Raw genomic sequence first — 12,753 nt, forward strand, 5'->3', positions numbered from 1 at the left:
ATCACCTGACAGAAATATAAATCACAGATCATAATCATAGAAACATAAATCATAAATCACAAATCATAAATCACAACGTGGCAACGATTGATATCATTATCCTTATTGTAATAGGCGCCGGAGCGGTGGTAGGCTTTGTAAAAGGCTTTATCCGCCAGTTGGCTTCTATTTTGGGGTTAATAGTCGGGCTGCTGGCGGCGAAAACTTTATATGCCTCTTTGGCGGAGAAACTTTGCCCGACAGTGACGGATTCGATGACAGTTGCGCAGGTGTTGGCTTTTATCATGATTTGGATTGCCGTGCCGTTGATTTTTGTACTGATAGCTTCGTTATTGACAAAAGCAATGCAAGCAATCTCGCTGAACTGGCTGAACCGCTGGTTAGGGAGTGGGCTGGGAGCACTTAAGTTTCTGTTGTTAACAAGTGTAGTGATTGGTGCGATAGAGTTTGTGGACAGCGATAATAAGTTAATTAGTGCAACAAAAAAGGAAGAATCTTTGTTATATTATCCGATGGAAACGTTTGCGGGGATCTTTTTCCCTGCTGCGAAGAATATGACGCAACAATATATATTAGAGAATAAAGATGCAACAAGAAGAACCCAATAAAATGAAACCCAATCAGAAAGACGAACTCGAAAAGAAGACTGATAATGAGTTTGTCCGGAAATTTGCGGAGGAGAAATATAAATACGGCTTCACCACAGAGGTGCATACAGACATCATTGAGCGTGGACTTAATGAAGATGTCATTCGTCTGATTTCATCGAAAAAAGACGAACCGGAGTGGTTGCTGGAGTTTCGCCTGAAAGCGTACCGCCACTGGCTGACGCTGGAGATGCCGACTTGGGCACATCTCCGTATCCCTGAAATTGACTATCAGGCGATTTCTTATTATGCCGATCCGACGAAGAAGAAAGAAGGACCGAAGAGCATGGAGGAAGTCGATCCTGAATTGATAAAGACGTTTAATAAACTGGGTATTCCTTTGGAGGAACAGATGGCTCTTAGCGGAATGGCGGTGGATGCCGTTATGGATTCCGTTTCCGTAAAGACTACCTTCAAGGAAACGCTGATGGAGAAAGGAATTATCTTCTGCTCGTTCAGTGAAGCCGTGCGGGAACATCCCGACTTGGTGAAGAAATATATGGGCTCGGTGGTAGGTTACCGGGATAATTTCTTTGCGGCGTTGAACTCCGCTGTCTTTTCTGACGGCTCTTTCGTGTATATTCCGAAAGGTGTACGTTGTCCGATGGAACTTTCCACCTATTTCCGTATCAATGCCCGTAACACGGGGCAGTTTGAACGTACGCTGATTGTGGCGGACGACGATTCATACGTTTCTTATCTGGAAGGATGTACAGCGCCGATGCGGGATGAAAATCAGTTGCATGCCGCTATCGTTGAGATAATCGTGCACGACCGCGCAGAGGTAAAATATAGTACTGTTCAGAACTGGTATCCGGGCGATGCGGAAGGTAAGGGCGGTGTATACAACTTTGTGACTAAACGTGGTAACTGCAAGGGAGTGGATAGTAAACTATCCTGGACACAAGTGGAAACCGGTTCGGCCATCACTTGGAAATACCCTTCCTGTATTCTGACAGGCGATAACTCGACCGCTGAATTCTATTCCGTAGCTGTAACGAACAACTATCAGCAGGCTGATACCGGAACGAAAATGATTCATCTGGGCAAGAACACCCGCAGTACGATTGTAAGTAAAGGTATCTCCGCCGGACATAGTGAGAACTCCTATCGTGGGTTGGTACGTGTGGCCGAGAAAGCGGATAATGCCCGCAATTATAGCCAGTGTGACTCTCTGTTGTTGGGAGATAAATGCGGTGCGCATACTTTCCCTTATATGGATATTCACAATGAAACGGCAGTGGTGGAACATGAAGCCACAACGAGCAAGATCAGTGAAGACCAGATATTCTATTGCAACCAGCGCGGTATTCCGACAGAAGACGCGATCGGGCTTATTGTGAACGGATATGCAAAAGAAGTATTGAATAAACTTCCGATGGAATTTGCGGTAGAAGCACAGAAGTTGCTTACTATCTCATTGGAAGGAAGCGTGGGGTGATTTACTAGTTGGCAATTTACGATTTACTATTTGGCTGCGCGCTTATAGGAGGTAAATTGTCGGTAGTATAGGTTTTTAATAGTAAATAGTAAATAGTAAATGGAAAAATAGTACATATAATCATGTTAGAAATAAAAGACCTGCATGCCAGCATTAATGGCAAAGAGATATTGAAGGGTATTAACCTGACGGTGAATCCCGGTGAGGTGCACGCTATTATGGGGCCGAATGGTTCCGGTAAAAGTACGCTTTCTTCCGTATTGGTGGGAAATCCGACTTTTGAGGTAACAAAAGGTTCGGTCACGTTTTATGGAAAGAACCTGTTGGAGTTGAGTCCTGAAGATCGTAGCCATGAAGGAATCTTTCTTAGTTTCCAGTATCCGGTAGAGATTCCGGGTGTGAGCATGGTCAACTTTATGCGTGCTGCTGTGAATGAGCAACGCAAATATAAAGGTCTGCCTGCGCTGACGGCCAGTGAGTTTCTGAAACTGATGCGTGAGAAACGTGCGGTGGTAGAGCTGGATAATAAGTTGGCTAACCGTTCGGTGAATGAAGGCTTTTCGGGTGGTGAAAAGAAACGGAACGAGATTTTCCAGATGGCCATGTTGGAACCGCGGTTGAGCATCCTTGATGAAACGGACTCCGGTTTGGATATTGATGCGCTCCGTATTGTTGCGGAAGGAGTGAACAAACTGAAAACTCCTGAAACAAGCACGATCGTTATTACTCACTACCAACGTTTGCTTGATTATATCAAACCTGATATTGTACATGTCCTTTATAAAGGTCGTATCGTAAAAACTGCCGGACCGGAACTTGCGCTGGAACTGGAAGAAAAAGGATATGATTGGATCAAGAAAGAAGTAGGAGAATAACAAATAATAAGTTATGATAGTTGAACAACAATATATAGACCTCTTCTCACAGACGGAAGCAATGATCTGCAAGCATAGCGCCGAAGTGCTGAATGCGCCTCGTGCAGCTGCATTTGCCGATTTTGAACGCCTCGGATTTCCGACCCGTAAGATGGAGAAGTACAAATATACGGATGTGAGCAAGTATTTTGAACCGGATTATGGTTTAAACTTGAATCGTCTGGCTATTCCGGTCAATCCGTATGAAGTGTTTAAGTGCGATGTGCCGAATATGAGTACCGCCCTGTATTTTGTGGTAAATGACGCATTTTATAATAGAGCACTTCCTAAAGTCAATCTGCCGGAAGGTGTGATTTTCGGCAGCTTGAAAGAAGTGGCCGAACAGCATCCGGAATTGGTGAAGAAGTATTACGGCCAGTTGGCAGATACTTCCAAAGATGGGGTGACTGCTTTCAATACAGCTTTTGCGCAAGACGGCGTTGTATTTTATGTGCCGAAGAATGTAGTGGTAGAAAAACCGATCCAGCTGGTAAATATCCTGCGTGCAGATGTCAACTTCATGGTGAACCGCCGCGTACTAATCATCCTGGAGGATGGCGCGCAAGCCCGTCTGCTGATTTGTGACCATGCAATGGATAACGTGAACTTCCTGGCAACACAAGTGATTGAAGTCTTTGCAGGTGAGAACACGGTATTCGATATGTATGAACTGGAAGAAACACATACAAGCACCGTCCGTATCAGTAACCTGTATGTAAAGCAGGAGGCAAACAGCAATGTATTGTTGAATGGAATGACCTTGCATAATGGTACTACCCGCAACACTACTGAAGTATTGTTGGCAGGAGAAGGAGCCGAGATAAACCTCTGTGGCATGGCAATTGCCGATAAGAACCAGCATGTAGACAATCATACAAGCATTGATCATGCCGTACCGAACTGCACAAGCAATGAGCTGTTCAAGTACGTACTCGACGATCAGTCGGTAGGTGCGTTTGCCGGATTGGTATTGGTGCGTCCCGATGCGCAACATACGAACTCCCAGCAGACTAACCGGAATCTTTGTGCTACGCGTGATGCGAGAATGTACACACAACCTCAATTGGAGATTTACGCGGATGATGTGAAATGTTCGCATGGAGCAACGGTAGGCCAGTTGGATGAGGGTGCACTATTCTATATGCGTTCACGAGGTATTGCAGAGAAAGAAGCTCGTTTGTTATTGATGTTCGCATTTGTCAATGAAGTGATTGATACCATTCGTTTGGAGGCACTGAAAGATCGCCTGCATCTATTGGTAGAGAAACGTTTCCGTGGCGAGCTGAATAGATGTCAGGGCTGTGCCATTTGTAAGTAACCACTAATAATTAATAAACGTGGATATTCAAAAGATACGTGAGGATTTTCCGATATTGAGCCGTACGGTTTACGGTAAACCTTTGGTTTATTTCGATAACGGTGCGACGACGCAGAAACCCCGTCTGGTAGTTGATGCGTTGGTGGATGAATATTATTCCGTTAATGCCAATGTGCATCGCGGCGTGCATTATCTTTCGCAACAAGCTACGGAATTGCATGAGGCCTCCCGTGAAACGGTGCGTCAGTTTATTAACGCCCGTAGCACGAACGAAGTTGTCTTCACCCGCGGAACGACGGAAAGCATCAACCTGCTTGTTTCCAGCTTTGGCGACGAATTTATGGAAGAGGGGGATGAAGTGATTCTTTCCGTGATGGAACATCATAGTAACATCGTTCCCTGGCAACTGTTGGCTGCCCGAAAGGGAATTGCCATCAAAGTGATTCCAATGAATGACAAAGGCGAACTCTTGCTGGATGAATACGAAAAACTATTTTCCGAACGAACGAAAATAGTTAGCGTGGTTCATGTTTCGAATGTGCTGGGTACGGTGAATCCGGTGAAAGAAATGATTGCAACGGCTCATGTGCACGGCGTACCTTGCCTGATAGACGCTGCACAGTCTATCCCTCACATGAAAGTGGACGTACAGGAGTTGGATGCTGATTTTCTGGTGTTCTCTGCCCATAAAATATACGGTCCGACAGGTGTCGGAGTGCTTTATGGAAAAGAAGAGTGGTTAGACCGCCTTCCGCCTTATCAAGGAGGAGGAGAGATGATTCAGCATGTCTCTTTTGAGAAGACCACTTTCAACGAACTTCCTTTCAAGTTTGAAGCCGGTACGCCCGACTATATCGGAACTACCGGACTGGCAAAAGCCCTTGATTACGTGAATGGACATGGACTTGAGCAGATAGCAGCCCATGAGCATGAACTGACAACTTACGCTTTGCAACGGCTGAAAGAGATTCCCCGGATGCGTATATTCGGTGAAGCAGCCGAACGGGGAGCAGTCATCTCCTTCCTGGTAGGAGATATCCATCATTTCGATCTCGGAACGTTGCTGGATCGTTTGGGTATTGCCGTGAGGACGGGACATCATTGTGCACAACCTCTCATGCAACGTCTTGGTATAGAAGGAACTGTACGGGCTTCGTTTGCCATGTACAATACGAAATCGGAAATAGATACATTGGTGGCGGGAATTGAACGCGTCAGCAAGATGTTCTAACAATATAAGCCGCTATTCCTGTGGGATGGCGGCTTTTTTTATTCTTTAACTAAAAAAAGATGCCTTCAAGTGCAGTGATTTGCACTTTTGTGCGTCTAATAGGTAAAGAAACAAAATGTTCATTGAATATTAGGAGGGTCGTGAGACCATGCTCATATTATATAAATTCTCTCTCTTTAACATTAATCGCAGCTATATCGTAAGAAATTACGGTGTAGCTGCAACTTTTTTAGGGGGACTTGCGTCTAACGTAAATACGTATAACTAATAAAGAAAAAACTATGCTGATGACAACCACTCCCATCATTGAGGGAAAACGAATAGTGAAATATTATGGAATAGTTTCCGGAGAGACAATCATAGGTGCCAATGTATTCCGCGACTTGTTTGCAAGTATTCGGGATATTGTGGGTGGTCGTTCCGGTTCTTATGAAGAAGTGCTGCGTATGGCAAAAGATACAGCGTTGAAGGAAATGGAGGCACAAGCAGCTCAAATGGGAGCTAATGCCGTGATAGGTGTTGATTTGGATTATGAGACAGTTGGAGGTAGTGGCAGTATGCTGATGGTGACTGCTAACGGCACAGCCGTAAAGATTGAAGAGGATTAATTGATTATTGTTTTTTTTACTACAGAACACGGAAGACGCAACGCATATAATTTGTTTATTATCAATGATATAAAACGCTGTGTCCTCCGTACTTCTGTGGTGAATATTATTCGGCAGTCAGCTCAATCACACGGCTGAAAGCCTGATTGGTAGTGAAAGCATTGATTCCTACTTTCATCAGATAATCTCCTGAATAAGTCTTCTCATTAGCAGCAAGATTCGATTTAGAGTTTGGCATCAGGTTGATTTCTTTCACCTTATACATTTTCTTCGCATCCAATCCCTGAAGTTTAACCGGGAGCAGCTTCTCACCGAAACGTGGGTGGATATCGTAGGTATAAAGCACTGCTTTGTTCTTATCCGGTGCGGCGTACATGACAGACATGTGATTACCATCGTATGGAGAAACCAGTCTGTACTGGTCACCATCCAGAATCACTTTCTTCAGACGCGTCCAGTTGGCAACTGCGTTTTGGCAAAAAGTCTGTTCGTCCGCATTCAGCTCTTTCAGTCCGAGGTCGAAGCCCAGTTTACACATACTTGCTACATCGGTACGGAATTTCACGCTTGTCTTCTTGTTCCAGCTGGTTACGTGTGCATCCATTGCTTTGGCAGGGAAGATTTGTGAGAATCCCCATTGGATAAACAGGCGCTCTATCGGGTCTGTATTGTCACTGCACCAGAATTCTGTGAAGTATTTCAATGCTTCGTAGTCGCAACGGGCGCCACCGCCGGAGCAAAGCATCATCGGTACGTTCGGATATTTGTCTTTGATACGTTCCAATACATTATATATACCACGTACATGGTCGATATAAAGTTGTCCTTGTTTATTCTTCAAATAGGGAGAATAAATATTTGTGATGGGAGAGTTGCAGTCCCATTTAAAGAAAGCCACTTCCGGGTTCGCTGTCAGGATGTTATCCACTACGCCAAACACAAAATCCTGTACTTTCGGATTGCTAAGATCGAGCACCAGTTGGTTACGGTAATAGTATGTTTCGCGATTGGGCAGTGTGATTGCCCAGTCAGGATGCTTCTCGAACAATTCACTTTTGGGATTTATCATCTCCGGTTCGATCCAGATACCGAATTTTACTCCGGCTTCTTTGGCCGATTTCACGAGTGCGGGAATACCGCCCGGCAGTTTGGATTTCATCACTTCCCAGTCGCCCAGTCCGGCATTGTCGCTGTTGCGCGGATGCTTGTTGCCGAACCAGCCATCATCTAACAAGAACATGTCTACACCGAGATGTTTGGCTTCTTTCATCAGTTCGGCAAGCAGTTTCTCATCGAATTTGAAGTACGTATTTTCCCAGTTATTCAATAAAGTCATGCGGTCGCCTTGTCCGTCTTTCAGTTGGTGGTTGCGTGCCCATGCGTGGAGGTTGCGGCTGGCTTCGCCCGTACCGTTGTTGCTGAAAGTAAAGATGAATTCGGGAGTGGTAAATACTTCGTTCGGTTTTAGTTCATAATCAGATGCGTACGGGTTAATGGCGGGGATGACACGGAGGTTGCCTACGTTGTCCACTTCAAAGGTAAACTGGAAGTTGCCTGTCCATCCGATCGTCCCTAGCATGGCACGTCCTTGTGTTTCTTGTGCCGGTTGTTCAAAACCAAGTTCGAAGAACGGGTGGGTATGCATGGCGGCACGGCTTCCCAGTTTGGTGTCGATCACCTTTTTGCCGAACAATAGAGGTTGTGTGCTCATTTGTGCTTCTTTAGCCCAGTCGCTGCTGAATTCAGTCAGATAATACTCGTTTCCGGAGAAATAAAGCATGGTCGAGGCATAACGCCAGATGGTGACAGGTTTCTTTTCAGCATGTTTGATTTCACTCCACGTCTTGATGACGTTTTCTTTCGGATAAGCGATGTAATGCAGCGTGACTTCCACCGGGTACTGATCGTCTTTCAGTTGGATGACTGTCTCCGTGCCGCCTGCCACTGCTTTTTGTTCGGAAGATACATAACGGAGAATCGTGCTTGGGTTTCCATCATTGTGCGTGATTGCTACAGCCGGTTCAAAATAATCCTCGGCGCCGGAGCCCGGATATACTTCCCATCCACGGGTGGATACGCTGCCGTCACTGCCTCCTTTCACGTATGGAGAAAAGTTGTTGATGTCTTTCTCGTTCAGCAACTTATCGCCCAGATAAGCCTGATAAAGTCGTCCGTTGGGAGCTACTTGGAGAATTAGGTCTGTGTTGTCCGTTGCGATGCGGATAACGTTCTTTTCCTGGGCATTCACTTGTGCCAGGGTAAACAATGCCGTAAGTAATACGAAAAGTTTCTTCATGGTTTTTTAATAATTAATTAGGTATTAGTTAGTTCGTGGGCATATAATGCCACAAAGATAATTATAATTCGTTTGGTATGAACTAGAATTTGATGCTTGCGCTAAATTCTACGGTGAATGGGCGTAAATAATTTCCACTCATATAATTTCCGGCGTATTGGACAGCTTCTTTTTTCGTAATCAGTTCCGAACCGTTGATGGTTCCGCTGGCTCCTTTCTGATTCAGGAAGTTGATGACTGTTGCACCTAGAGACAGGTGTTTGTTTACGTTCCAGTTGATTCCTCCGAACGTTTCCCAGCGGCCGTTGAAGTAGAGCGCTTCCTGAAGATTGGCGTACGTCTTGCCGAAATAGCGGAAACTAAGCTAGAGGCGTAAGTCTTTCGTGATGTTATAGCTTGGGTCGAGTTCGACAAGTATCTGCGGGATCTCTTTTACGATCATTTCGTTGGCATTGACTGACCTTTCCTCACTCGATTTTATCCGTATCATCCGGCTAAAACATGCTGCGGAATTGTTGCAGGAGGGAGAACTGCGCACCAATGAAATTTGTGACAGGGTAGGATTTCAGTCTCCTTCTTACTTCGCCAAAGTATTTCAGAAACAGTTTAAAGTTACTCCTATGGAGTTTGCCCAGCAGAATAAGCAGAGAATGGCATATAGTTAGTTGTTATTGACTATTATTCGTTATCTCTTTGTTTGAATTTGAACTGAACTTAGTTCATTTCTATACGGAAATAACCCCCAATACTATTGCTGGCAATAACTCGTCAGTATGCAGCTTTTATTTCTTTCTCTTGCTTATATTATTTTTTCAATTGCCTAAGGAGTTTTCGTTTGACTATAGTTGAACGAACGCTTGACATATGTTGAACTATCGCTTGACTATAGTCAAACGAAAACTCCTTAGGCAATGAAATAACTATTAATAGGTAAACGATTGCTTAAAAATAACTAATAAAATCATTAGTGGCAATTGATCCCAAACCAGGCAATTTCTGGTTAAATGGGAATTTAATTCAGACAGAAGAACATAAGAACAAAAAAATAAAATAGCAGTTCAATAAGCAACAGAAATAATTTTCAAAGCGCAGCTTTTATGTTCTTTTGTTCTTATGTCTAAAAAGAACTACCATCTGCTCATTTGTCCAAAAGGACGTATAAAAAATAGAATGATTCAACTCTGTAAATTCTTTCTTTTTTACTTGCTTATTTCGATTGATTTCCATACTTTTAGCCTCCGTAATCCTTTAAAAATTGACCCCATGGACAACATTCTTTTCTGGCTCGTTCCAGTCGCTTCCGTGTTAGCCCTCTGCTTTGCTTATTACTTTCATAAGCAAATGATGAAAGAGAGTGAAGGTACACCCCAAATGATAAAAATAGCTGCTGCTGTACGCAAAGGAGCTATGTCTTATCTAAAGCAACAATACAAAATAGTAGGTTGGGTATTCTTGGGGCTGGTTATTTTGTTTTCAATTATGGCATACGGCTTTCATGTACAGAATGCATGGGTTCCTATTGCTTTTCTTACAGGTGGATTCTTCTCCGGGCTTTCCGGATTTCTGGGGATGAAGACGGCGACATACGCGTCCGCTCGTACCGCTAATGCTGCCCGTACTTCTCTGAATGCAGGATTAAGAATTGCTTTCCGAAGTGGTGCCGTGATGGGACTGGTGGTCGTTGGCCTGGGACTGCTCGATATTTCTTTTTGGTATCTGTTGCTGAATGCAGTGATTCCTGCTGATGTACTGACACCTACTCATAAACTCTGTGTAATCACTACCACCATGCTGACATTTGGTATGGGAGCTTCTACCCAGGCGCTCTTTGCCCGTGTAGGCGGTGGTATCTATACAAAGGCAGCCGATGTCGGAGCCGACTTGGTAGGCAAAGTAGAAGCCGGAATCCCGGAAGATGACCCTCGTAATCCTGCCACTATTGCCGATAATGTGGGCGATAATGTAGGCGACGTGGCCGGTATGGGAGCCGATTTATACGAATCTTACTGTGGCTCGATTCTGGCAACAGCCGCACTGGGTGCTGCTGCTTTTATTCATTCGGCAGATACAGTGATGCAATTCAAGGCAGTGATCGCCCCGATGCTGATCGCGGCTGTTGGTATTATCCTTTCTATTATAGGTATATTTGCTGTCCGTACCAAGGAGAATGCGACTATGAAGGATTTGCTCGGCTCTTTGGCTTTCGGTACGAATCTTAGTTCCGTATTAATTGTTGCTGCTACATTCCTTATTCTGTGGCTTCTGCAACTTGATAACTGGATTTGGATTTCTTGTGCCGTAGTAGTCGGACTATTGGTAGGTATTACCATCGGACGTTCTACAGAATATTATACTTCCCAATCCTATCGCCCTACCCAGAAACTAAGTGAAAGCGGTAAGACCGGACCTGCCACCGTAATTATCTCCGGTATCGGTTTAGGTATGCTTTCTACGGCTATTCCGGTAATTGCGGTCGTAATTGGTATCATTGCTTCCTATTTGTTGGCTTCCGCCGGCGATTTTGCCAATGTCGGTATGGGACTGTATGGAATCGGTATTGCGGCTGTCGGCATGCTTTCTACTTTAGGTATCACTCTGGCAACGGATGCTTACGGCCCGATTGCGGATAATGCAGGAGGTAACGCAGAAATGTCCGGCTTGGGTGCCGAAGTCCGCAAACGTACCGATGCGCTCGATTCATTGGGGAATACGACTGCTGCCACCGGAAAAGGTTTTGCAATCGGTTCTGCTGCATTGACAGGGTTGGCTTTGCTGGCTTCTTATATTGAAGAAATCCGAATCGGCCTTACACGGCTTGGTAATGTAGATTTGACCTTTGCGGATGGTAGTTCCATCAGTGTGGCGAATGCTACTTTTATCGACTTTATGGATTATTATGAAGTACATCTGATGAATCCGAAAGTTCTTTCGGGTATGTTCCTCGGTTCCATGATGGCTTTCCTGTTCTGTGGATTGACAATGAATGCCGTAGGACGTGCAGCAGGGCACATGGTAGATGAAGTACGTCGCCAATTCCGTGAAATAAAGGGTATTTTGACAGGAGAAGCGGAGCCGGATTACGAACGTTGTGTTGCAATATCAACAAAAGGTGCGCAACGTGAAATGGTTGTGCCTTCCTTGATCGCTATTATTGCCCCTATCCTTACAGGTCTTATTTTCGGTGTTCCCGGTGTGCTCGGTTTGCTGATTGGTGGCTTGAGCAGTGGTTTCGTACTGGCTATCTTCATGGCTAATGCCGGCGGTGCATGGGATAATGCAAAGAAATATGTAGAAGAAGGAAACTTTGGAGGAAAAGGCGGTGAAGTTCATAAAGCAACCGTAGTAGGAGATACCGTGGGCGATCCGTTTAAAGATACATCCGGGCCGAGCTTGAATATCTTAATAAAGCTAATGAGCATGGTAGCCATTGTAATGGCAGGGCTTACTGTTGCCTGGAGTTTATTCTAAAAAAAGCAGGAAAGAAGTAAGAAAAAGGAGGCAAAACAAGTCTCCTTTTTTAATTTGAATTACCTTTGTGTCAAAATAGAAGCGATAAATATGTTATTACCTTATTTGAACGAGAATCTGATTGAAGCCGGATGTGATGAGGCCGGTCGTGGATGTTTGGCGGGAGCAGTATACGCTGCTGCGGTTATTCTTCCGAAAGATTTTAAGAATGAACTGTTGAATGATTCCAAGCAACTGTCAGAAAAGCAACGTTATGCACTACGTGAGGTAATAGAGAAGGAAGCGATAGCCTGGGCGGTTGGCGTCGTGTCACCGGAAGAAATTGATGAAATAAATATCCTGCGGGCTTCTTTCCTAGCTATGCATCGTGCGGTGGATCAACTGACTACCCGCCCACAGCATTTACTAATCGACGGAAACCGTTTCACTAAATATCCCGATATCCCCCATACCACGGTAGTGAAAGGCGACGGGAAATATCTTTCAATAGCTGCGGCTTCTATTTTAGCCAAGACATACAGAGACGATTATATGAACCGTCTCCACGAAGAGTTTCCTTATTATGACTGGGATCACAATAAAGGCTACCCAACTAAAAAACATCGCGCCGCCATTGCCGAACGTGGGACCACTCCTTACCATCGAATGACGTTCAATCTATTAGGAGATGGACAGCTAACTTTGAACTTCTAAAGTCACTTTGTTTCATTTTGCACATATTTTCTACATTTTTTTGCAGAATAAGCACGATTTTGTTACGGATAACCCTAAGATTGTTCTGTTTAGGCTAAAAAAGTGTTGCCTAGTGCTTTTATTTGTTATTGAAATGC

At 44.5% G+C, this 12,753-nt stretch carries 9 protein-coding genes and 2 pseudogenes; 9 read left to right on the forward strand and 2 right to left on the reverse strand.

Going from position 1 to position 12,753, the window contains the following annotated elements; all coding sequences use genetic code 11:
* The first annotated feature begins 77 nt into the window (after positions 1–77).
* The 6 genes from INE92_RS21335 (at position 78) to INE92_RS21360 (ending at position 6,159) form a co-directional block, all read left to right on the forward strand.
* Positions 78–608, forward strand: a complete 531-nt coding sequence (locus tag INE92_RS21335; protein WP_004315413.1) for a CvpA family protein — start codon at positions 78–80, stop codon at positions 606–608.
* On the forward strand, positions 586–2,088 hold the full coding sequence (gene sufB / locus INE92_RS21340) for a Fe-S cluster assembly protein SufB (RefSeq protein WP_004309458.1): 1,503 nt from the start codon (positions 586–588) through the stop codon (positions 2,086–2,088). The genes INE92_RS21335 and sufB overlap by 23 nt, the downstream gene beginning before the upstream one ends.
* Positions 2,089–2,210: 122 nt before the next feature.
* Positions 2,211–2,963, forward strand: a complete 753-nt coding sequence (gene sufC / locus INE92_RS21345) for a Fe-S cluster assembly ATPase SufC (RefSeq protein WP_141408733.1) — start codon at positions 2,211–2,213, stop codon at positions 2,961–2,963.
* A gap of 13 nt (positions 2,964–2,976) precedes the next feature.
* Positions 2,977–4,320 carry a Fe-S cluster assembly protein SufD gene (sufD, locus tag INE92_RS21350; RefSeq protein ID WP_120144778.1) on the forward strand — a complete coding sequence of 448 codons (1,344 nt, stop codon included), beginning with the start codon at positions 2,977–2,979 and terminating at the stop codon, positions 4,318–4,320.
* A gap of 19 nt (positions 4,321–4,339) precedes the next feature.
* Positions 4,340–5,551: an aminotransferase class V-fold PLP-dependent enzyme gene (locus tag INE92_RS21355; RefSeq protein ID WP_195436560.1), complete on the forward strand. Its 1,212-nt coding sequence runs from the start codon at positions 4,340–4,342 to the stop codon at positions 5,549–5,551.
* A gap of 281 nt (positions 5,552–5,832) precedes the next feature.
* Positions 5,833–6,159: a heavy metal-binding domain-containing protein gene (locus tag INE92_RS21360; protein ID WP_004315412.1), complete on the forward strand. Its 327-nt coding sequence runs from the start codon at positions 5,833–5,835 to the stop codon at positions 6,157–6,159.
* A 106-nt stretch (positions 6,160–6,265) separates the two neighbouring features.
* Here the strand turns inward: INE92_RS21360 and INE92_RS21365 are convergent, their stop codons facing one another.
* Complete coding sequence (locus INE92_RS21365) at positions 6,266–8,455, reverse strand: alpha-galactosidase (protein ID WP_049701631.1); 2,190 nt, start codon at positions 8,453–8,455, stop codon at positions 6,266–6,268.
* A gap of 82 nt (positions 8,456–8,537) precedes the next feature.
* Positions 8,538–8,915: pseudogene (locus tag INE92_RS27005) on the reverse strand (TonB-dependent receptor); the annotation flags it as partial.
* On the opposite strand from INE92_RS27005, the pseudogene INE92_RS21370 reads away from it, so the two are divergent.
* The 3 genes and pseudogenes from INE92_RS21370 to INE92_RS21380 form a co-directional block, all read left to right on the forward strand.
* A pseudogene (locus INE92_RS21370) lies at positions 8,905–9,120 on the forward strand (helix-turn-helix domain-containing protein); the annotation flags it as partial. The pseudogenes INE92_RS27005 and INE92_RS21370 sit on opposite strands and share 11 nt — an antisense overlap.
* A gap of 598 nt (positions 9,121–9,718) precedes the next feature.
* Positions 9,719–11,923, forward strand: a complete 2,205-nt coding sequence (locus INE92_RS21375) for a sodium-translocating pyrophosphatase (protein ID WP_211421249.1) — start codon at positions 9,719–9,721, stop codon at positions 11,921–11,923.
* A 90-nt stretch (positions 11,924–12,013) separates the two neighbouring features.
* Positions 12,014–12,616: a ribonuclease HII gene (locus INE92_RS21380; protein ID WP_008024096.1), complete on the forward strand. Its 603-nt coding sequence runs from the start codon at positions 12,014–12,016 to the stop codon at positions 12,614–12,616.
* Positions 12,617–12,753 lie beyond the last annotated feature (137 nt).

Origin of the sequence: Bacteroides xylanisolvens (assembly GCF_018289135.1) — a bacterium.
Taxonomy (GTDB): domain Bacteria; phylum Bacteroidota; class Bacteroidia; order Bacteroidales; family Bacteroidaceae; genus Bacteroides; species Bacteroides xylanisolvens.